General features: G+C 39.3%; 25 protein-coding genes and 1 pseudogene. 24 read left to right on the top strand and 2 right to left on the bottom strand.

From position 1 onward, the window contains the following. Positions 1–100 precede the first annotated feature (100 nt). From aroC to CEQ83_RS20840, 22 genes and pseudogenes are all read left to right on the top strand, one after another. Positions 101–1,273: a chorismate synthase gene (aroC, locus tag CEQ83_RS20940; protein WP_028411505.1), complete on the top strand. Its 1,173-nt coding sequence runs from the start codon at positions 101–103 to the stop codon at positions 1,271–1,273. Further along, positions 1,273–2,355, top strand: coding sequence for a 3-dehydroquinate synthase (gene aroB / locus CEQ83_RS20935; protein ID WP_155017497.1), 1,083 nt, complete (start codon positions 1,273–1,275; stop codon positions 2,353–2,355). The genes aroC and aroB overlap by 1 nt, the downstream gene beginning before the upstream one ends. A 283-nt stretch (positions 2,356–2,638) precedes the next feature. Further along, complete coding sequence (trpE, locus tag CEQ83_RS20930) at positions 2,639–4,153, top strand: anthranilate synthase component I (RefSeq protein ID WP_155017496.1); 1,515 nt, start codon at positions 2,639–2,641, stop codon at positions 4,151–4,153. After that, positions 4,146–5,171: an anthranilate phosphoribosyltransferase gene (gene trpD, locus CEQ83_RS20925; RefSeq protein WP_155017495.1), complete on the top strand. Its 1,026-nt coding sequence runs from the start codon at positions 4,146–4,148 to the stop codon at positions 5,169–5,171. Before trpE ends, trpD begins: the two co-directional genes overlap by 8 nt. Further along, the gene (gene trpC / locus CEQ83_RS20920) at positions 5,161–5,928 is read left to right on the top strand and encodes an indole-3-glycerol phosphate synthase TrpC (RefSeq protein WP_028411501.1); all 768 of its coding nucleotides are present in this window, start codon (positions 5,161–5,163) and stop codon (positions 5,926–5,928) included. The genes trpD and trpC overlap by 11 nt, the downstream gene beginning before the upstream one ends. Further along, positions 5,918–6,511 (top strand): annotated as a pseudogene (locus tag CEQ83_RS27690) (phosphoribosylanthranilate isomerase); the annotation flags it as partial. The gene trpC and the pseudogene CEQ83_RS27690, both read left to right, overlap by 11 nt. A gap of 30 nt (positions 6,512–6,541) precedes the next feature. Further along, a complete protein-coding gene (trpB, locus tag CEQ83_RS20915; protein WP_028411500.1) occupies positions 6,542–7,756 on the top strand; it encodes a tryptophan synthase subunit beta in 1,215 nt (404 codons plus the stop codon). Beyond that, positions 7,743–8,558, top strand: coding sequence for a tryptophan synthase subunit alpha (gene trpA, locus CEQ83_RS20910; protein WP_013084883.1), 816 nt, complete (start codon positions 7,743–7,745; stop codon positions 8,556–8,558). The genes trpB and trpA overlap by 14 nt, the downstream gene beginning before the upstream one ends. 4 nt (positions 8,559–8,562) lie before the next feature. Continuing rightward, complete coding sequence (gene hisC / locus CEQ83_RS20905) at positions 8,563–9,666, top strand: histidinol-phosphate transaminase (RefSeq protein ID WP_155017494.1); 1,104 nt, start codon at positions 8,563–8,565, stop codon at positions 9,664–9,666. A 72-nt stretch (positions 9,667–9,738) separates the two neighbouring features. Further along, on the top strand, positions 9,739–10,839 hold the full coding sequence (locus CEQ83_RS20900) for a prephenate dehydrogenase (protein ID WP_155017493.1): 1,101 nt from the start codon (positions 9,739–9,741) through the stop codon (positions 10,837–10,839). A gap of 21 nt (positions 10,840–10,860) precedes the next feature. Then, on the top strand, positions 10,861–12,150 hold the full coding sequence (gene aroA, locus CEQ83_RS20895; RefSeq protein WP_155010539.1) for a 3-phosphoshikimate 1-carboxyvinyltransferase: 1,290 nt from the start codon (positions 10,861–10,863) through the stop codon (positions 12,148–12,150). A gap of 298 nt (positions 12,151–12,448) precedes the next feature. Next, a complete protein-coding gene (locus CEQ83_RS20890) occupies positions 12,449–13,711 on the top strand; it encodes a tetratricopeptide repeat protein (protein WP_205689540.1) in 1,263 nt (420 codons plus the stop codon). A gap of 97 nt (positions 13,712–13,808) precedes the next feature. Further along, positions 13,809–14,354, top strand: a complete 546-nt coding sequence (locus CEQ83_RS20885) for a ReoY family proteolytic degradation factor (RefSeq protein WP_013058996.1) — start codon at positions 13,809–13,811, stop codon at positions 14,352–14,354. A gap of 117 nt (positions 14,355–14,471) precedes the next feature. Then, on the top strand, positions 14,472–14,930 hold the full coding sequence (locus CEQ83_RS20880) for a YpiF family protein (protein ID WP_028411494.1): 459 nt from the start codon (positions 14,472–14,474) through the stop codon (positions 14,928–14,930). A gap of 204 nt (positions 14,931–15,134) precedes the next feature. Continuing rightward, positions 15,135–15,635 (top strand): QcrA and Rieske domain-containing protein, encoded by a 501-nt coding sequence (locus CEQ83_RS20875; RefSeq protein WP_013058993.1) that lies wholly within the window; start codon positions 15,135–15,137, stop codon positions 15,633–15,635. Between the two features lie 3 nt (positions 15,636–15,638). Next, positions 15,639–16,313: a menaquinol-cytochrome c reductase cytochrome b subunit gene (qcrB, locus tag CEQ83_RS20870; RefSeq protein ID WP_013058992.1), complete on the top strand. Its 675-nt coding sequence runs from the start codon at positions 15,639–15,641 to the stop codon at positions 16,311–16,313. Positions 16,314–16,423: 110 nt separating this feature from the next. After that, complete coding sequence (locus CEQ83_RS20865) at positions 16,424–17,191, top strand: menaquinol-cytochrome c reductase cytochrome b/c subunit (RefSeq protein WP_028411493.1); 768 nt, start codon at positions 16,424–16,426, stop codon at positions 17,189–17,191. A gap of 134 nt (positions 17,192–17,325) precedes the next feature. After that, a complete protein-coding gene (gene lhaT / locus CEQ83_RS20860; protein WP_028411492.1) occupies positions 17,326–17,913 on the top strand; it encodes a lipoprotein heptaprenylglyceryl N-acetyltransferase LhaT in 588 nt (195 codons plus the stop codon). Positions 17,914–17,995: 82 nt separating this feature from the next. Continuing rightward, positions 17,996–18,406, top strand: coding sequence for a YlbD family protein (gene ylbD, locus CEQ83_RS20855; RefSeq protein ID WP_033579755.1), 411 nt, complete (start codon positions 17,996–17,998; stop codon positions 18,404–18,406). A gap of 5 nt (positions 18,407–18,411) precedes the next feature. After that, the gene (locus tag CEQ83_RS20850) at positions 18,412–18,648 is read left to right on the top strand and encodes a YlbE-like family protein (protein ID WP_013058988.1); all 237 of its coding nucleotides are present in this window, start codon (positions 18,412–18,414) and stop codon (positions 18,646–18,648) included. A 99-nt stretch (positions 18,649–18,747) separates the two neighbouring features. After that, on the top strand, positions 18,748–19,134 hold the full coding sequence (locus tag CEQ83_RS20845) for a carbohydrate-binding protein (protein ID WP_099000467.1): 387 nt from the start codon (positions 18,748–18,750) through the stop codon (positions 19,132–19,134). Between the two features lie 100 nt (positions 19,135–19,234). Then, positions 19,235–19,681 carry a YlbF/YmcA family competence regulator gene (locus CEQ83_RS20840; RefSeq protein ID WP_028411490.1) on the top strand — a complete coding sequence of 149 codons (447 nt, stop codon included), beginning with the start codon at positions 19,235–19,237 and terminating at the stop codon, positions 19,679–19,681. 5 nt (positions 19,682–19,686) lie between these two features. Here the strand turns inward: CEQ83_RS20840 and CEQ83_RS20835 are convergent, their stop codons facing one another. Next, entirely contained in the window at positions 19,687–20,001 is a 315-nt protein-coding gene (locus tag CEQ83_RS20835; RefSeq protein WP_033579757.1) for a hypothetical protein, read from the bottom strand. A gap of 77 nt (positions 20,002–20,078) precedes the next feature. On the opposite strand from CEQ83_RS20835, the gene CEQ83_RS20830 reads away from it, so the two are divergent. Beyond that, a complete protein-coding gene (locus CEQ83_RS20830) occupies positions 20,079–20,354 on the top strand; it encodes a YlbG family protein (protein WP_013058985.1) in 276 nt (91 codons plus the stop codon). A gap of 74 nt (positions 20,355–20,428) precedes the next feature. On the opposite strand, the gene CEQ83_RS20825 is transcribed toward CEQ83_RS20830, so the two are convergent. Next, a complete protein-coding gene (locus CEQ83_RS20825; protein ID WP_013084871.1) occupies positions 20,429–20,815 on the bottom strand; it encodes a DUF7147 family protein in 387 nt (128 codons plus the stop codon). Between the two features lie 589 nt (positions 20,816–21,404). Here CEQ83_RS20825 and rsmD point away from each other — a divergent pair. Then, complete coding sequence (gene rsmD, locus CEQ83_RS20820) at positions 21,405–21,974, top strand: 16S rRNA (guanine(966)-N(2))-methyltransferase RsmD (RefSeq protein WP_013084870.1); 570 nt, start codon at positions 21,405–21,407, stop codon at positions 21,972–21,974. The last annotated feature ends 7 nt before the right edge of the window (positions 21,975–21,981 follow it).

The raw sequence follows: 21,981 nt of genomic DNA, 5'->3' as shown, positions 1-21,981 counted from the left end.
GGTGAAACTTTTTATATATTCTTATGTTATAGTATGGTATAGTCATATTTAAAAATGGAAAAATTCTGACGAATAATACATATTAAGCGGAGGTACGATTATGCGATATTTAACAGCAGGAGAATCACATGGTCCACAGTTGACTACTATTTTAGAGGGTGTTCCCGCAGGACTTCCTTTAACAGCCGAAGACATCAATACAGATTTAGCGCGAAGACAAAAAGGTCATGGTCGCGGAAGACGTATGCAAATTGAAAAAGATCAAGCGGAAATTTTAAGCGGTGTTCGCCACGGCTATACGCTAGGATCTCCTATTACGTTAGCGGTAGAAAATAACGACTGGAAACACTGGACAAAAATTATGGGCATCGAGCCAATTTCTGAAGAAGAATCAGAAGAAGTAAAGCGTAAAATCTCAAGACCAAGACCAGGGCATGCCGATTTAAACGGCGCTATTAAATATGGTCATCGCGATATGAGAAATGTATTAGAACGTTCTTCAGCTCGTGAAACAACTGTAAGGGTAGCAGCAGGTGCTGTGGCTCGTCAAATCCTTGCTCAGTTCGGGATTTCTGTAGCTGGACATGTATTAGAAATTGGCGGCGTACAGGCAAATCCTCCTCAATACAAAAGCTTAGAGGAACTTCAAGAAGTCACTGAAGCTTCTCCAGTAAGATGTTTTGACTCAGCTGTTGAGAAAGACATGATGCAAGCAATCGATGATGCTAAGAAAAACGGCGATTCGATCGGAGGCGTAGTAGAAGTTATTATTGAAGGCGTGCCAGCAGGAGTGGGCAGCTATGTCCATTACGATCGTAAATTAGATGCGAAGATTGCTGCAGCTGTTATGAGCATTAATGCATTTAAAGGCGTTGAGTTTGGGATTGGATTTGAAGCGGCTCGCAGACCAGGAAGCGAAGTTCATGACGAAATTCTATGGGATGAAGAGAATGGATATACCCGTAAAACAAACAACTTAGGCGGCTTTGAAGGTGGCATGACAACAGGTATGCCAATTGTAGTACGCGGTGTAATGAAACCTATTCCAACGCTTTACAAGCCGTTAAAAAGTGTTGATATTGAAACAAAAGAAGCCTTCGAGGCAAGCATCGAACGTTCAGACAGCTGTGCTGTGCCGGCAGCAAGCGTTGTAGCAGAAGCCGTTGTAGCTTGGGAATTGGCTGATGCGCTAATCGAACAGTTTGGACAAGACCGAATTGATTTAATTGCTGAAAATATTGAGAAAATGCGTGTACATGCGAGGGAGTTTTAATGTTGCAAATTGATATTCAAACTTTATCCAAAACATATCCTCTTTATTTAGGAAATGGATTAATTGAAAAGCTGCCTTCTATTATTGAGAGTGTAAAACCTAATCTGTCGTCAGTGTTAATCATCACTGATTCAGCTGTAGATTCATATTATGGAGAAGCGGTTGTAAAAGCGATTGAGACGCAGTTTAAAGTGGCTAAATACGTAGTACCAAGCGGTGAACACGCAAAGTCATTTCAACATTACTACGATTGTCAGACTTTTGCACTCGAGCAGCAGCTTGACCGCAATGCGCTCGTTATTGCTTTCGGCGGAGGGGTAGTTGGCGATTTAGCTGGATTTGTAGCCGCTACATACATGAGAGGGGTTTCGTTTATTCAAGTGCCAACGACGCTTCTTGCTCACGATAGTGCTGTAGGCGGTAAAGTAGCCATTAATCATGAGCTTGGAAAAAATATGATTGGCGCTTTTTATCAGCCTGAAGCGGTTGTTTATGACATTGATCTTCTTAAAACGCTTCCTGAAAGAGAGTGGCGTTCCGGTTTTGCAGAAGTGATTAAACATGCTTTTATTCACGATGAAGCATTTTATGAATGGCTTCAGCAAAATATACAATCGCTGACTGATTTACAAGGTGAAAAATTAATTTATGCTATTCAAAGCGGTATTTTAGTCAAAGCATCTGTTGTAAAAGAAGATGAGACAGAAGCTGGCGTTCGCGCTCACCTGAACTTTGGACATACGTTAGGTCATGCGATCGAAGCAGAGTGCGGCTATGGACAAATCAGTCACGGAGAAGGCGTAGCCATTGGGATGCTGTTTGCTATGAAAGTCAGCAATACGCTTGGGAAAAGCGAGTTCCCTGTAGCTGAAATTGCGAAATGGTTTGAAAAATTTGGCTATGAGACGTCTGTTCCAAACCACCTTTCAGCTGAAAAGCTGCTCGTGAGAATGAAAGCAGACAAGAAGTCCAAATCAAGCAATGTTCATATGGTACTGCTTGAAGGCATAGGAAAACCTTTTGTTCAACAAGTAGAAGATGAAGTGATTCTTAAGCTGCTGAATGAAGAGCTTCAAGCGTAGTTTCTTCAAAAGCCAAGTAGATAGTAGTTGACAAATGAATTTGAAACGTACTACAATTGGTAACAAGTTAGTTTAGAGATTTTAGTTATGAGAAAACAATAGACAGTTTAGTTGAGATTAGGGTAGACGAGAATGAGACAGTTGAGCAGAGTTTAGTTGAGTGAATTTTACCATTCGTATACCCAAAGGCCCATTTTTGATGTGTCTTTGGGTTTATTTATTATATCCTCTTTTATATAACCTCATCTATTCTCATTCTCCATGAAATGGAGGATTGAAAGATATGACGAACACGTATACTTCTTTTTTAGAAGACTCTACAAAGTATTTAACCATTCCAATCATAAAAAAAATATTTATCGATAGCATGACACCTGTTGATCTTTTTCAGCAAGTAAAAGATGAAGCTGTATATTTACTTGAAAGCAATGATGAATCATCACCATGGTCTAATTATTCTTTTATTGGCTTGAATCCATTTTTGTATGTAGAAGAAGAGAACGGAACCTATCTAGCAAAAAACAAGCAGCTTCAACCTGTGCTGCAAGGAGACAGCTTTAAAGAGGTATTTTGTAAAATTCAGCAAGAGCTGAAAGTGAAAGTACCAGATCTTGCACTTCCTTTTAAAGGAGGAGCAGTAGGATTTATCAGCTACGACGCAGTATCGCAAATTGAAAAAGTAAACGTACATGCCCAAAACGATTTGAACATGCCTACTTTTCACTTTATCTATTGTCAAACGATGCTCGCTTATAATCACCAAACAAAAGAGCTTATGGTGATTCACTACATTCAGCTTGATGAGAAAGATAAAGAACAGCAGAAAAAAGAAAAACATGATGAAGCTCTAGCAGAGATCAATCGATATGTTGAAAGAATAGCGCAGACGGTGAAAGAAAAGCCAATGATGTTTGAAAGCGAGCAGCGCGAAGTTAGCTTTGAAGGCGTGACATCGTCATACCAAAAAGATAAATTTGTGCAAGATGTGGAAAAAATTAAGGAATACATTAAAAGCGGAGATGTTTTTCAAGCCGTATTGTCGCAGAGATTTCAAATTGATACGACCGTAGCTGGATTTGATATTTACAGAGTATTGCGATTAGTTAATCCATCTCCTTATTTATTTTACGTGAAAGTAAAGGGAGTGGAATTGATTGGAAGTTCCCCTGAGCGGTTGATTCAAATTGAAAACGGTCATTTAGAAATTCATCCAATTGCAGGAACGAGAAGACGCGGCAGAGATGCAGAAGAAGATGCGCGCTTGTATGAAGACTTAATTAGCGATGAAAAAGAGCGGGCAGAACACTATATGCTCGTGGACTTAGCAAGAAATGACATCGGCCGAGTTGCACAGTATGGAAGTGTCCAAACGCCGGTATTAATGCAGCAGGTTAATTTTTCGCACGTCATGCACTTGATTTCTAAAGTGACAGGACGCCTAGATGAAAAAGTACATCCTATTGATGCGCTGCTTTCTGCATTTCCAGCGGGTACTGTATCTGGCGCTCCAAAAGTGCGGGCGATGCAAATCTTAAATGAAATTGAACCAGTTGCGCGAAATGTATATGCAGGAACCGTAGCATATCTCGGATTTGATGGAAACATTGATTCGTGCATTGCAATTCGTACCATTCTTTTGAAAGACCAAACCGCTTATATACAGGCCGGAGCAGGAGTGGTTGCTGACTCAAAACCGGAGCTTGAGTGGAAAGAAACCCGCAATAAAGCTAGCGCTTTAATTAAAACAATTCAATTAGCTCAAGACATCTACGATAAAAAGGAGGATGTATATGTTTAAAGAATTGTTGAAAAAGTGTTTGCGCGGGGAGTCACTTTCAGCGGAAGAAGCAGAAAAAATTATGAATGATATTATGAACGGTAAAGTCCCGGCAGCTCAAATTGCTAGCGTGCTAACCATTTTAACGTACCGAGGAGAAACCGTCGATGAAATTGTTGGTTTTGTCCGGGGTATGAAAAACAATATGAATGCTATTTCTCTAGACGAATTAAACGTAGTAGATACGTGCGGTACGGGAGGAGACGGCGCCTCTACGTTTAATATTTCAACGGCTAGTGCGATTGTGGCATCTGCTGCTGGAGTAAAGGTTGCGAAACATGGGAATCGCGCGGTATCTTCTAAAAGCGGAAGTGCAGACGTGTTAGAACATTTGGATATATGGATTCAAGGAAATGAAAAAGAAGTGAAAAATGCGGTGGCTGACCTCAACATGTCCTTTTTATTTGCGCCGCTTTATCACCCTGCTATGAAGCACGTTGCTGCTACTCGAAAGGAATTAGGGTTTAGAACCGTTTTTAATGCATTAGGTCCGTTAGCAAACCCTACTAACTGCACAAAGCAAGTAATTGGCGTTTATTCTATTGAGCTTGCACGAAAATTAGCAGAAGCGCTTGTTGTACTGGGAGCTAATCACGTCCTGCTTGTTGCCGGCAGAGATGGTTTAGATGAAATTAGTGCCACGGATGTAACGGATATTGTAGAAGTACAAGGCAATGTTATTACAGAATATACGCTTGCACCAGAGGATGTACACTTACAGAGAGGGAAGCTTGAAGATTTGGTGGTAGAAGACGCGAAATCGAGTGCAGAGCTCATTGAATCGCTATTTTTAAATAAAAGTAATGTAACTGCTAAAAATGCAGTCGTGTTGAACTCTGCTGCAGCTATTTACGTTAGCGGAAACGTTTCTACTTTTGAAGAAGGAGTAGCTGTAGCTTTAGAAACAATTGAATCAGGTGCTGCATACACGCAATTACAACGATTGAAATCGAAAAAGGTGGTTGAACATGCTCAATAAAATTATTGAAACAAAAAAAGAAGAAATTCAAAACCTACAGTTACCCGAACAGCAAAATGTTACAAAACGATCATTTTTAGAAGCTTTATCAAATCCGAATCGAGAGCTGGCTCTTATTGCAGAAGTAAAAAAAGCCTCTCCTTCCAAAGGATTAATAAAAGAGAATTTTCAGCCTGTGGAAATTGCTAAAGCCTACGAGGAAGGAAAAGCAGATGCTTTGTCTGTGTTAACGGATCAGCACTATTTTCAAGGACACCGAACGTTTTTAAGTGATATTAAACAGCATGTCTCTATTCCTGTGCTTCGCAAGGATTTCATCATTGATTCCATTCAAGTGGAAGAAAGTGCAAGAATCGGTGCCGATGCGATTTTACTCATCGGAGAAGCACTTGAACCATTAAAATTGCAAGAGCTTTATCTTCAAGCTGCTGAAAAAGAGTTAGATTGTTTAGTAGAAGTGCATTCTTTAGAAACGCTTGAACAGCTGTTAGCTGTATTTACACCGAAGATTATCGGGATTAATAATCGAAATCTTCATACGTTTGAAACCAGCGTGCAGCAGACAAAAGAAATCGCTAAGCATGTGCCGAAAGATCAGCTTTTAGTAAGTGAAAGCGGCATTTACTTATACGATGATGTTTCCTACGTAAAAGAAGCCGGAGCAAAAGCTATTTTAGTAGGAGAATCGCTTATGAGACAGGATAATCAAACCAAAGCGATTAAAAAGCTGTTTGGGGAAAGTGAATATGCTTATTAAGTACTGCGGTATTCGATCAAAACAAGATATAGCTTTAATCGAAAAGTCGGCTGCTACTCACATTGGCTTTATTTTCTACCCTAAAAGTAAACGATATGTAAAGCCTGAACGAGTAAATGAGTTTGTAACGGATGAAATAAAAAAACAAGTCGCGCTAGTAGGGGTATTTGTTAATACACCGGTGGATCAAATACTTGAAATTGCCTCCGTGACAAATTTAGATGTGATTCAGTGCCACGGGCAAGAAACAGCTGCTGAAGTACGTGAGTTAAAGCAGCGTGGATATGAAGTATGGAAAGCACTCCCGCACAATAAAGATACGCTGCAGCAAATGCATGTATATGAAGAAGCTGACGGTTATGTAATTGACAGCAAGGTTAAAGAACAATTCGGAGGAACGGGCGTCGCTTTTGATTGGAGCTTCGTTCCTCAGTATGAATCAGCTGCACGAAAGTTAGGTAAAAAATGCTTTATTGCTGGAGGAATCAATGCTTTTAACATTGAGAACTTGTTACCCTACAAGCCTGGGGCGATTGATATTTCTGGCGGTATTGAAACAAATGGAACGAAGGACTATACAAAAATTATAGAGATTGAAAGGAAGATCCATACTATGACATACAATCATCCTGATGAATTTGGCCGCTTTGGTGAATTTGGCGGAAAATACGTACCTGAAACATTAATGAAACCACTTGAAGAAGTAGAAGCAGCTTTGAATCAAGCAATGAAAGATCCGGCATTTAAAGATGAGTATCTATCCTTACTCGTCAATTACTCAGGGCGACCAACGGCTTTAACATATGCTGATAATATTACCGAAACACTCGGCGGGGCAAAAATTTATTTAAAACGTGAAGACTTAAATCATACGGGTGCTCACAAAATCAACAATGCCATTGGACAGATTTTACTTGCTAAACGGATGGGCAAAACAAAAATTATTGCTGAAACAGGAGCGGGTCAGCACGGGGTAGCCACAGCTACAGTAGCTGCAAAGTTCGGAATGGAATGTAAAGTATTCATGGGAGAAGAAGATATTGAACGTCAGGCGTTGAACGTCTTTCGCATGAAGCTTCTAGGAGCGGAAGTCATTCCTGCAACTTCTGGAACAAAAACGCTAAAAGATGCAACAAATGAAGCAATCCGCTACTGGGTTCAACACTGTGAAGATCATTTTTACTTAATTGGTTCGGCAATTGGACCGCATCCTTATCCTAAAATGGTTCGAGATTTCCAAAAAATTATTGGAGAAGAAGCAAAAGAACAGTTTACAGCGGTAGAAGGAAAACTTCCAAATGCTGTCGTGGCATGCGTCGGAGGCGGTAGTAATGCAATCGGTATGTTTTATGATTTTATTAAAGAAGAACATGTACGCTTGATTGGAGTAGAAGCAGGGGGGAAAGGACTAAATACAGCTCTTCATGCTGCTAAAATGGCTAAAGGCACAAAAGGTGTTATCCACGGAACGCTCACGTATTTACTTCAAGATGAAAATGGTCAAATTACAGAGCCTTATTCTATTTCAGCAGGTTTGGATTATCCGGGTATCGGTCCAGAGCATTCTCACCTTTCATCTATTGGACGAGTAGAATATGAAAGTGTAACGGATGATGAATCAATCGAAGCTCTTCAGCTGCTGGCGAAAACGGAGGGAATCATCCCGGCTATCGAATCCGCCCATGCGCTGGCAAAAGCATTTGAACTGGCTAAAAGCATGACGAAAGAAGAAACCATTTTAATTTGCTTATCAGGTCGAGGAGATAAGGACGTTCATACATTAGTAAACTTGCTAGAAGGGAAGGAAGAAGAACATGAATACGTTTGAAGCGAGACTACCTAAACATGAAACATTATTTATTCCATTTATTACAGCAGGAGATCCTCATGAAGATGCAACGGTGGAAATTGCTTTGTCTTTGCAAAAGCAAGGTGCTTCTATTTTAGAGCTGGGCGTACCGTATTCCGATCCTTTAGCAGATGGTCCGATTATTCAAGAGGCGTCCAAAAGAGCTTTATCTGGCGGTATGTCTATTTCAAAAGCTATTAAGCTTGTATCGGTGATGAGAAAAAAAGGTGTGAAAATACCGGTAATTCTCTTTACCTATTTTAATCCTGTGTTACAATTAGGTTTAGAATCCTTTTTCGCGTTAATGCGAGAAAATGAAATAGATGGAGTGCTAATTCCGGATTTACCGTACGAAGAGAGTGGCCGTATCCGGGAGCTTGCCGCTGAAAATGAAGTTGCGTACATTTCAATGGTTGCTCCTACATCTAAAGAGCGTATTCAAAAAATTGCTGCAGATGCAACGGGCTTCTTATACTGCGTGTCGTCTTTAGGCGTTACTGGGGTTCGCTCTACGCTGCCAGCTGATATTGGCACCTTTTTAGAAGATGTGAAAGCAGCAGCTTCTATACCGGTTGCCGTCGGTTTTGGGATTTCAACAAGCGAACAAGTAGAGGTATTAAAAGAACACAGCGACGGCATTGTAATTGGAAGTGCAATTGTTAATAAAATTGGCCAGCTTGAACAAGTTCTTTTAAATAAGGATACACGCCGAGACGGATTAAATCAAATTGAGGAGTATGTTGCATCCATCGTTTCGCCTATACAAAAATGCGAGGTGTAACACGGTGAAGGTAAAAGAACAATTACTAACTTTATCTCCATATAAACCAGGTAAGCCAATTGAAGAAGTGAAGCGTGAATTTAATTTAGATCGCGTTGTAAAATTAGCATCCAATGAAAATCCTTACGGCAGCTCTGCTTTAGTAAAAGAGGCGATTGCTGCAGAAATTGAAAATATGGCGCTTTATCCAGACGGTTATGCAGCTGAACTGCGTGCAGCAGTAGCAAAACACGTAGGTGTAGAGCAAGATCAGCTGATTTTTGGAAATGGGTCTGATGAAGTCATTCAAATTATTTGCCGAGCTTTACTATCGGCTGATACAAACACTGTCATGCCAACGCCATCATTTCCTCAATATAAGCACAATGCCGTAATTGAAGGTGCAGAAATTCGTGAAGTACCGCTGCGCGGCGGAGATCATGATTTAAATGCTATGCTTCGTGCAATTGATGAAAATACGACAATTGTATGGGTATGCAGTCCTAATAACCCAACGGGAACGTATGTGAAGGGCGATGAGTTAATTTCCTTTATGAAGCAAGTTCCTAAGCATACGTTAATCGTTATGGATGAAGCGTATTTTGAGTATGCAGCAGACCAAGCCGACTATCCGAATACGGTAGAGCTTTTGAATGAATACGAAAACTTAATTGTACTTCGCACATTTTCAAAAGCATACGGCTTAGCTTCTTTGCGTATTGGTTACGGTATTGCAAACGAATCATTGCTACAAAAAATTGAGCCGGCTCGCGAACCTTTTAATACAAGCCGCATGGCTCAAAAAGCAGCAATCGTTGCTCTTGAAGACCAAGCGTTCATTGAAGAGTGCAAAAAGAAAAATGAAGCAGGTTTGCAGCAGTACTATGCTTTCTGTGATAAGAATGGCTTAAACTATTATCCTTCTTTCACTAATTTTGTTCTAATTGATTTTGGCCGTCAAGGCGATGAAGTGTTTCAATTTTTATTGCAGCGCGGATTTATCGTTCGTTCAGGGAATGCATTAGGCTTCCCAACTTCCGTTCGTATTACGGTGGGAACAAAAGAACAAAATGAACAAATCATTGAATTGCTTCAGCAGTTTGTTAACCAAGAAACGGCGAAAGCTTAATACCTAATATAGTAAAAGATGAGAGTGTGATTTCACACTCTCATCTTCATATGCACAATGAGGTGAAGGAAAGTGAAAGAAAATGTTTTTGTTGTAGGCCTGGGATTAATTGGAGGATCTCTTGCACTTAATATAAAAAAGACGCAGCATCATCTTGATGTAATAGGTTTTGACATTAATCAAGAGCAGCTGGAGCTCGCTAAAACTCTAGGCGTAATTGACCAAGCGGCTTCTTCTTTGCAACAAGGCGCTGAGCAAGCGGATTATATTGTTATTGCCATTCCGGTCACCCAAGCAGCGGAAGTGCTAAAACAGTTCGAACATTTTACGCTCAAACAGTCTGTCATCGTAACAGACGTAGGAAGTACAAAAGAAGAAGTAGTGAAGACAGCCGAGGCTCTTATTTCTAAAGGCATTGAGTTTATCGGGGGTCATCCAATGGCGGGGTCTCATAAAAGCGGAGTAGCTGCTTCTAAAGCTCATTTATTTGAAAATGCAATGTATGTATTAACACCTTCATCTTCTACTTCTTCGGAGGCTTTAAACAGCTTAAAGGAATTGCTAAGTGGTACAAAAGCTAAAATTATTGTAATGTCACCAAAAGAACATGATAAATTAGCAGGTGTCATTAGCCATTTTCCACATATTATTGCTGCAAGCCTTGTTCATCAAGCAGAATATTACCAACAAGACAATCAGCTAGTTTCGCAGCTTGCGGCTGGAGGGTTTCGTGATATTACACGTATTGCTTCAAGCAGTCCAGCGATGTGGAGAGATATTTTGCTTCATAACCAGGATGCGCTTCTTTCAATGTTTGACCACTGGCTTGAAGAAATGAACGACGTGCGAAATATGATCGAACGAAAAGATGCGAATGATATCTATACATATTTTTCACAAGCGAAACAATTTAGAGATCAGCTTCCTGTACGAACCAAAGGAGCGATTCCATCCTTTTATGATCTCTATGTGGATGTTCCTGACTATCCGGGTATTATCTCAGAAGTAACCGGTTATTTAGCAGAAGATGAAATCAGTATTACAAACATTCGAATTTTGGAAACACGAGAAGATATATACGGAGTATTACGTTTGAGCTTTCAAACAGAGGAAGATAGAAAGCGGGCAAGAGCGTGTCTCCATCAGCATCAATATCAGACGTTTATTTCTTAATGTATGAAAGGTGTGAATGAAATGAGTGGAAAACCATTAAAAACGAATCTTTCATCTCTTCAAGGAGAAATTTCTATTCCCGGGGATAAGTCAATTTCTCACAGAGCTGTGATGTTCGGAGCGATGGCAGAAGGGAAAACTACGATTAATCATTTTTTAGCAGGTGAAGATTGCTTAAGTACTATCTCTTGTTTTGAAAAGATGGGCGTATCGATTAAAAGAGAAGGCGAGTATGTTGAAGTGGAAGGTAAAGGTATCGAAGGATTAAGTGAACCTACTTCCATCTTAGATGTAGGAAATTCAGGAACAACTACTCGTTTAATGCTGGGGATTCTTGCCGGTGTGCCATTTCATACATCTCTAATTGGAGATGAGTCGATTGCCAAGCGTCCAATGAGCCGTGTTACGGTGCCGCTGCGCTCTATGGGTGCAAAGATTGATGGGCGTGAGCATGGCCAATATACGCCTTTATCTACTAGAGGAGGAGCATTAAAAGCAATTCATTACCATTCTCCTGTAGCAAGTGCACAAGTAAAATCGGCGATTTTACTAGCGGGACTTCATGCCGAAGGCACAACAAAAGTAACCGAGCCTTTTACATCACGCGACCATACCGAGCGTATGCTTCGCGCATTTGGAGTAGACGTAGAGGTAGATGGAACGACTGTAAGTATTGAAGGGGGACAATCCCTGCGCGGAACGGATGTGTACGTCCCTGGAGACATTTCTTCAGCTGCATTCTTTCTTGTTGCAGGAGCCATTGTTCCAAACAGCCGAATCGTTTTGAAAAACGTCGGACTCAATCCTACAAGAACAGGTATTATTGATGTGCTTCAGCAAATGGGTGCACGCCTTACAATTTCCAATGAACGTATTCAAAATGGAGAGCCTATTGGCGATTTGACGATTGAAACGTCTCAGTTGAAAGGGATTGAAATTGGGGGCGATTTAATTCCTCGTTTAATTGATGAAATTCCGGTAATCGCTCTTTTGGCGACTCAGGCAACTGGGAAAACGGTGATTAAAGATGCGGAAGAACTAAAAGTAAAAGAAACGAACCGCATCGATACGGTTGCAACCGAGCTAAGCAAGCTGGGTGCCTCCGTTACGCCAACACCTGATGGACTTATTATCGAAGGCAAGACGGCCCTGCGAAGCGGGGAAGTAGACAGCTACGGAGATCATCGAATTGGAATGATGCTTGCGGTCGCAGCAGCCATTGCAACGGGAGAGGTAACGCTAATGAGAAGTGATGCCATTCACGTCTCCTACCCTACTTTTTTTGAAGATCTTGATGAGCTAAGCCAATAAGGAAGAGGCTGGAACAAACGTATTTTGGTTGAAGGGAAATCCGAACGAGGAATTGATATTGTTGATGAAAAATCAAACTCGTTCGGATTTTTTATTGAGATGGTGAACGAAGGTTTCATGTCTCAATCTCGTTTTTACCTAAAAAAATGTAAGCGTATTCAAATTGATTTGTTGAACAAACGCTCAAACTATTTTATCATGGTGTATAGAAGCATGTGTTCTTGCTTCGAGTTTGGAAAAATAGAAAATTAATTCGTTTTATTTTTATATAAAAAGTGAATGTAATAATAAAGGAGAATTGTGTGTGAAAGAACTAGACCGCGCGATAGGTTACGTAGAATCCAATGAAATTGAAAAAGGTCTTGCCCTTATTCATGAATTGAAAGATAAAGCTACAGACGAAGAAAAGTTTTTAATGGCTGAACAGCTACAGGAGTGGGGACTAGTAAATGATGCGCTGCCTTTAATAGACGAGCTCATTGCTAAATACCCAGAAGAAGGCGAGCTGTATTTATTAAAAGCTGAAATGCTCATTGATTTAGAAGAAGAAGAAGAAGCCATTCATATTTTAAATCAAATTAGCAGCGAAGACGATAATTACGTGCCAGCTCTGCTTCTTGTAGCTGACTTATATCAAATGCAAGGCCTTAGTGAAGTAAGTGAGCAAAAGTTAATGGAAGCGAAAAAAATGCTTCCAAATGAGCCGGTTATCGATTTTGGGCTCGGTGAATTTTACAGCAGTCAAGGAATTTATCAAAAGGCAATTCCTTTTTATCAAACGCTGCTAAAAACAGAAAAAGAATTTAACGGTACGGATCTTCGTCAGCGATTAGCTGAAAGTCTAGCAGGTATCGGCCAGTTCGAAGAAGCGCTTCCTTACTTTGATCAAGCGTTAAAAGATAAGCTTGAGATTAACACACTATTTGAATATGCGATTTCAGCGTATCAAGCAGGTCATTATCAGACCGCTATTGAAAAGTTTACAGAACTAAAAGAGTTAGACCGTGAGTACCATTCTCTTTATTTATATTTAGCAAAGTCATATGAACATGAAGAGATGCTAGAAGAGGCTGCGGTGGCTGTCAACGAAGGTATTGCGCAGGATGAATTTCAAAAAGAACTTTACTTTTTTAAAGGTAAAATAGCATTAAAGCGCGGTCTAGAAGAAGAGGCTGAATCGGCGTTTCAACAAGCGATTGCACTAGATCCAGGGTACATTGAAGCTATTTTAACTCTCTCTAAACTTTATATGAGTCAAGAGAGATATGAAGATGTAGTAGAGAATATCGAGCATGCCAAAGAATATAATGAGCATGACCCTCATTTTGAATGGGATTTAGCAAAAGCTTATCAGGAATTAGAAAATTATGAAGAAGCGCTAAAATACTACGAATCTGCATATACTGTTTTTAAAGAAGAGTATGCGTTTTTAGAAGAGTATGGCTATTTCTTATTAGAAGAAGGACAGCGCTCGAAAGCGAAGGGGATTTTCCAAGCTTTATTAGCCATGGATCCAACAGTAGATGAAATTCAAGACATATTATTTCAATTAGAAGAATAAATAATAGTTCAGAGGATTTTATTGCTGCCGTGTGGAATAAATAACTGTAAAAGGTGTTTTAACTGAGAGTTTAAACACAGAGGAGGGAAGTGAGAATATGACGACCCCTGTTACTGTCAACGAGAAAAAAGAATTTGTTCGCTGGTTTTTAACGAATTATCAGCTGAAGCGCAGAGAATGTGTATGGATTTTAAATTATTTGATGAGCCATGATCAATTGATGAAACGAGTTCACTTCGTTGAGCAAGCACAGTTTTGTCCTCGCGGGATGGTGATGTCTACGCACTGTGTGGAAGACCCTCCATTTCGTTTTTATAAAGAAAATATCATGACAACCGATGCAGAAAAATCATTTCATGATATTCGTTTGAATCGAGAAGAAGACATTTATATTCAATTAAACTTCCGATCGTTGTATTCATCGCCTCAATATGTGGCTGTACTGGAAGACAATCCGTATATGCCAAAAGCTAATCAAACAAATGAAAAAGACAGAGTATTAGCTGAGCAAATATTGGAAGAATCTATTCAGAAATTTCAACGATCAAAAATCATGGAACTAATTGATAAAGCATTAGATGAAAATGATAAAGAGGAATTTCAGCGCTTAAGCGAATATTTAAATAACCATTATGTACAGTAGATAAACGAGAGATTGGCTAGCTTCTTAGAAAAAGGTCAATCTCTTTTTTTATCTCCTTATTCAGTTTGAAAAATAAATAAGACAAGCCTTAGCAAGCTTGCTGAGAGGAGAAGAAAGTTGAAGCTGCAGGCGAAGGAAATGGATGTGTATTTACAATCCAAAAGTTATGTTGATACCGTATTGGTTCCACTCATTCCTATTGATTTCGGAGAAGATTTAAAGCTTACTGCATCTATGAGTGAATATACGACTGCTCTTACTGAAGAGTTAGAGAGACAATTTAAAGGAAGAGTGATTTTAACACCTAGTTTTACATACTTAAAAAAAGATGGAGTAGCTGCTGTTTATGAAACATTACTTCGTTGGAATGAGCATATAAATGACAATGAAGTCAAACATCTTTTTGTGCTTACTAGCGACCGAGATTGGCTGCAGTATGAAAAAGAAATAGGGGCTCACTGCATTTGGATACCTGCTTTACCGCTTGAGCATATAGACGACTCGCATAAGTATACGCTCATACATGAACAAGTCCAACAGCTCCTGCCGATTTTTGTAGAGAAATGGAGTGTTTAAAAAGGCTGTAGAATAAGCAATGGAAGCGCAAACAAAATAATGACGAAAAATTTAGAAAAATAAAGATTATTTCCATGTTTTAGGTTTTTATTGTATTGACCTTCCAGAAATATTAATATATCATGATTATGTCCTAGTTTAATAGAATGGTCCATCATGTGTCCAAAATTCTCTGGACTGAACTTTTTTAAAGGGGGGAAAAGCATGGGTGATCGGGTATCAAGACGACAGTTTTTAAACTATACGCTCACTGGTGTAGGGGGATTTATGGCTGCTGGAATGTTAATGCCAATGGTGCGCTTTGCAGTAGATCCAATTTTGGAAAAAGAAGCGGGTCAGGATTTAGTAGCTGTAGCGCAGGTTAAAGACATTACAAAAGAGCCGAAACGTGTCGATTTTAAAATCAAGCAAGTGGATGCGTGGCATAAATCAGAAGAACCAAGATCGGCTTGGGTGTACAAAACTGATAAAGGTGAAATCGTTGCGCTGTCACCAATTTGTAAGCATTTAGGCTGTACGGTTAACTGGGCTGGTGACAAAAACTATCCACATCGTTTCTACTGCCCTTGTCATGGGGGAATGTATGAAAAAAGCGGTAAAAATGTACCGGGGACACCACCGATGGGACCGTTAGATGTATACGTTCAAAAGGTAAAAGGCGGTACGTTATATCTAGGAAAAGCCAAACCACAAGGAGGGGCATAGAAAATGTTGAATAAAATCTATGACTGGGTGGATGAACGGCTAGATATTACTCCTTTATGGCGAGATGTGGCCGATCATGAAGTGCCAGAACACGTAAATCCTGCACATCACTTTTCAGCATTTGTGTATTGTTTTGGTGGATTGACGTTTTTTGTTACCGTTATTCAAATTTTATCAGGCATGTTTTTGACCATGTATTATGTACCAGATATAAAAAATGCATGGGAATCCGTTTATTATCTTCAAAATGAAGTCGCTTTCGGACAAATTGTTCGAGGTATGCATCACTGGGGAGCAAGTTTGGTTATCGTCATGATGTTTTTACATACACTTCGTGTTTTCTTCCAAGGAGCATACAAAAAACCCCGCGAGTTAAACTGGATTGTGGGTGTGTTAATTTTCTTTGTTATGTTAGGTTTAGGTTTTACAGGTTATTTGTTGCCGTGGGATATGAAAGCGCTATTTGCAACGAAAGTAGGTTTGCAAATTGCTGAATCCACACCAATTATAGGCCAGCAAGTGAAGACATTACTCTCAGGACATCCAGACATCGTTGGTGCTCAAACACTAACTCGCTTTTTCGCCATTCACGTATTCTTTTTACCCGGAGCCCTGCTTGGCTTAATGGGTGCCCACTTCTTAATGATTCGTAAACAAGGAATTTCAGGACCACTATAAAAGTTTATACGCTTTATTCAATTAGTCAATCACACTAGTCATCATATGCATCAAGCACATACTCCGTTGTTAGTACTTTCACTAGAACAGTGAGAAAAAGGAGGGAGAACATGCATCGTGGTAAAGGGATGAAGTTTGTTGGAGATTCACGTGTTCCTGCAGAACGAAAACCCAATATTCCAAAAGATTACTCTGAATTTCCAGGGAAAACAGAAGCATTCTGGCCAAACTTTTTACTAAAAGAATGGATGGTAGGAGCAGTTTTTTTAATTGGTTATTTATGTTTAACCATCGCTCATCCATCTCCGCTTGAACGTATTGCCGATCCGACTGATACGGGGTACTTGCCTCTTCCCGACTGGTATTTTTTGTTTCTATATCAATTGCTTAAATATTCATTTGCTTCTGGTCCATATAATATTATAGGTGCATTTATTATTCCTGGGATTGCATTTGGCGCATTAATGCTTGCTCCTTTCATTGATCGCGGACCAGAAAGAAGACCGGCTAAGAGACCGTTTGCGACAGGATTCATGCTTCTGGCTATAGCAGCAGTCTTTTTCCTAACGTGGCAGTCAGCGACACAGGTAGATTGGAAAGCACGTGAAGAGCAAGGGAAAATTAGAGAAGAAGTAGCGATTGACAAAAATTCAGAAGGCTACAAAATTATGCAAAAGCAAACGTGCTTGACCTGTCATGGTGATAATTTACAGGGAGGCCCTGCGGCTCCGGCTTTAACAGGAATTGATTTATCTCCTGAAGAAATCGCCAATATCGCAAAAAATGGTAAAGGCAATATGCCAAAAGGTGTTTTCAAAGGTTCAGATAAAGAATTGAAAACGCTCTCGGAATTTGTCGGAAACTTAGGAAAAGAATAATGAAAACCAGCCAAAAGGCTGGTTTTTTTTGAATTTATTTAATGTTGTGGTTTATATCAATGAGATAGGTGCTTGCTATTGTCCAAAAACTGTACATAATAAAGAAGAGATTAAATGTAAAGGAGACTTTCTGAATGGCTTGGTTATGGTATACCTTAAAAGATAAGCGTTTTTTAACGCTTTTGCTGATTGTAAATATACTAGGAACAATCTACGGATATATTTGGTATGGGAGTCAATTAGCGGAAACACCTAAGAAGTTTTTATTATTTGTACCTGATAGTCCAACGGCAAGCTTGTTTTTTGTTATCGTACTTATCGGTCTTTTACTTGGAAAACATTTTTCACTATTTGAAGCTTTAGCCATGGTCACGCTGTTTAAATACGGGATTTGGGCCGTTATAATGAATGTATTGGTCTATGTGTTAACAGGATACATTGATTGGATGATGCTTATGTTAATGGCTTCTCATGCAGCAATGGCTTTTCAAGGGCTTTTATACGTACCGTTTTACCGGATTAAGTTATGGCATGTAGCGGTTGCCGCTGTATGGGCCGTACATAATGATATCATTGATTACGTTTTTTCTATGATGCCAAGATACAGCATGCTCAATGCGTATATGTCTGAAATTGGTTATTTTACATTTTGGCTAAGCATTTTATCTATTTTCATTACATACTGGTTCACAGTTCGTGCTTCTTCAAAAAAACAGCTATAAAAAATTTTTGAAATAGGCGCACGAAACGAGCTCTCTTTTTCTAAGATATAGTAGGCTATATTTAAGTATGAGGTGAGTGACTGTGAAGGAAACCAAACGAGAGCTTCATCCGTCCGTTGTGGAATTTAAACAATTTGTAAAATCACATCCCAAATTAGTAGAACAGGTTCGAAAGCAGCAAAAAACGTGGAAAGAGCTTTATGAAGATTGGTATTTATTCGGTGCAGAAGACCCAATGTGGGAGGCATATCGTTCAGAAGAAAGTGAAAAGGCTGAACCAGCTGCTGCCACAGAGGAGAAAAAAGATATTATGGGTACAATTGTATCCTCGCTAAAAAACATGGACTTGAATCAAATGCAAAATCATATCACAAATGTAAATTCCGCTATTTCGAATATTCAACAAGTACTGCAACAATTTCAACCATCTAAGCCATCAGGTGGAGGAGCAGCTTCCGGGCCAGGGAATCCATTTGGCTTTAGGAAAGATTAAGCGCAATGAGAAAGGATATATACGAGTATATGCAGTCTCGTCCTAAACTCAACGACTTCGTTCGTGAACAGCCAATGTGGTACCGGCGTTTATCTAGAAACCCTGAAGAACTGGAGAAATTTGAATTAGAATCCAAACACTACTACAAACAAACCATTCCTCATAAAGTAGAAAAGTTTTCGAATTCGATTCAAATGGCGAATATGATGTTTCATATGTTTCAATCCATGAAAAATCAATGATCTCTGCATACATAGCGATGCAGAGATTTTTGCACGTCATGAGTAAAAACAAAGAGTTTGTAAACACTATGGAGAAACGAATGATAAAGGAATGGTATTATGCGCTTACTATTAACGACGGCCTTATGTGCAGTTTCTCTGCTAGGATGCAACCATGATAAACCAAAACCTGAGACTAAAACTTCCTCTCAACCGTGGGCAGCTGAAACGTTTGGTGCAATGAATACAAAACCTTCACTGATGGTACACCAGCATGTGAAAGGACAGAACGTATACGTCGAATGTATTCTAAGCGGGTTTTCATTTTCAACAGAGAGTGGATTCCTTCAAATCACAGTAGATGGAAAACCATTTAAAGAAATGAAGCAAGCAGCCTTTGTTTTAAGTGATCTTCCAAAAGGATCTCATACTGTTACGATTGAACTGATGAAATCTAAAGAAGAAAGTTATCAAGTGAGGAATACCTTTACGGTTGAAATTATATAGTTAAAAAGTAGAACTTGTAGTAAATCAGTGTAAGCTGTTTTAGCAAGTTCTTTTTCTTTAGATCCAAAACGTGATAAGATAAAAACGGAGGTGCACAGCCATGCTGACAACAATGAGAACTGTTGAATTACTCGACGAGTCTGATCACGTAGCGAACATGGTGTTACAATCAGACGTAGCCGAGAACTATCGTCAATGTTTATATAGATTAAATAAAGATTCACATGCACAGGCATTAATTGCTCAATTTGTGAAAATAAAGGAACAGTATGAGGATGTTCAGCGATTTGGAAAATATCATCCTGACTATAAAACCATTACGAGACAAGTACGTGATGTAAAGCGTCAAGTTGATTTACATGCGACAATCGCTGCGTTCAAAAAAGCAGAAAATGAATTGCAAAAACTGCTTGATGAAATTAGCGTTATCCTTGGTCAAGCTGTTTCAGAGCATGTTAAAGTACCGACGGGAAATCCGTTTTTTGATACGGGAAGCAGCTGCGGCGGTGGCTGCGGATCTGGTGGAAGCTGCGGGTGCAGCGCATAAGCCGTTCACTGTATAAATCGAACGCAATCAGCACAGGAATTTCCGCAGCAGGCCATTTTACGCTGTGGAACGTAAAACCTGTGCTGATAGACATAAGTAAGATGCTGACTTCTGACAAAACTTGAGCGCCACGTAGCATTTGTATTGGATGTAGCAAAAATAGATGAAGCTTCTAGAAGCTCATCTATTTTTCTACGCTCAATTGATGTGTTTATATACAAAAAGGGTATATTTGTGATTTTTTTGAAAATGACTTGTTCAATAGCTCTGTGCTCGTTAAAATGAGTAAGAAAGAGCATCCAGATATCATCTAAATTCATACATAAAGCACCTACTTCATATAAAAGAATTTATGATAAAGAAAACCAATATAACGTATGCAAAAGGGGAACTAAATATGTTTGTTGAACGTCAAGGAATTGTAGCGTATGTGCATTCTGTTAAGCAAGCAAAAGCATTGCGAAAGTACGGAAATGTACATTACGTATCTAAAGAATTAAAGTATGTTGTCTTATATTGCAACCAAGATGGCATTGAAAAAACAATCCATAAACTTCAGTCTCTACCTTTTGTGAAGAAAGTAGATCCTTCTTATCGGCCGTTTTTAAAAACAGAATTCGAAAATTCAAAGCCGGATAAAGCGAAGGAATATGACTATAAGATAGGAATTTAAACAAAAAAGGAATGTAATGTACATTCCTTTTTTTATTTTACTTGGCCTTAGCAAACGAATAGGCAGGGATGAGGTTATTGCATTGGCGGAATAAAGCGGTTCATTCGCAAAATGCCAATAAGGTGCTGATAGTATAGTGCTGTTTCTGGAAAGGTAGTAGATGGTTTGACATCGAGTACCACAATTTCTTTTCCCGCTTCCTCAGCTGCTCGTTTAAATAACTCAACGCGCTTGCTGTCGTTTTGTTTTAAAACAATTCCTTCTCGGCAAACGTAAAGCGGTTGGAAATTCCCTTCAGCTGTTGGATGCAAGACAGCGACAAAAGAAGCTACTTGTCGATCTTCTTTTACTGTTCGCAGCATAATAAGATGGGCAAGACGATGTTTGTTGCTTTTGACAATCTCTAACAGCTCATAAATATCTGAATACCCTTCTCCGAGCTCAATAAAACGCTGAATCATATGTATTTCCCCCTCTATGTATTAAAAAAGCAAACTCACGTAGTTTAATGTATCACTGAATATTTTAGGAGTAAATAAAAAAATCCCTACAACTACTCATTGTAGGGCCCTTCAATAAAGGGGTGTAATCACCTCTGCGATTACAAGCACCTTGATGAAGGCAAAGGGAGAGGAGAAACCGGAGGAAGAACTTATGGGGAAACGTAAGTCTTCTCCGCGGTTGGCAACAACATCGGTTAGATGATGTTGTTACTAGTCAGTATGTCCGTTTTAAACGTTCATATACCTGTCTCGTGAAATTCACTTTTTAAAATATAAAAGACTGATAACATGACAGAGAAAAAGGGTAAATTTACGTTTATGATGACATATTAAAGTAAAGGAAATCTTTTATGAACGAAATGCCGAATGATCTGCATAGGTGTATCTAAGGAGACGGTCGTAAAAGTCCAGCATAAAAGCAAGCTGCTGGGTTATTGCACAGAATGCATACAGCATTGAATAAATTGAGGATTTTTGCTAGTCTTTGTAATTCAAAATATGTTAGGATAATGAAGAATAAGGAAGTAAAAGTAAGGTAGTGATAAGGATGAGAGTAGTAGCAGGTTTATATAAAGGCCATGCGTTAAAGGCGGTTCCAGGATACTCAACCCGCCCTACAACAGATAAGGTGAAAGAAGCTATTTTTAATATGATTGGACCGTTTTTTGAAGGTGGAACAGCTCTTGATTTGTTCGGTGGAAGCGGTGGCTTGGGAATTGAAGCTCTAAGTCGAGGAATAGATAAAGTCATTTTTGTGGATCGGGATGGCAAAGCGATTCAGACGATTAAAGCAAACTTAGCATCCTGTCGGTTAGAAGACCGCGCTGAAGTGTATCGAAATGATGCAGAGCGTGCACTGAAAGCGATAAAGAAAAGGGAGCTGACTGTCGATTTACTTTTGCTTGACCCACCGTATAAAGCACAAAAGTTGAAAGCGCTTATCGAAACGGTAAGTGAAGAAAACCTTCTGGCAAAAACAGGAATTATTGTAGCGGAGCATTCTCATGATGTACATTTAGATAATGAGATTGGTTTATTTGAAAAAATAAAAAGCGAAACGTACGGTATCATTGGTGTTTCTATTTATACATACAAGAAAGAAGAATCAGTTGAATAAATCAATG

It is taken from the genome of Priestia megaterium, from assembly GCF_009497655.1.
GTDB lineage: Bacteria > Bacillota > Bacilli > Bacillales > Bacillaceae_H > Priestia > Priestia zanthoxyli.
The sequence above is the reverse complement of the archived record's forward strand: the minus strand, read 5'-3'. Positions and strand labels throughout refer to the sequence as shown.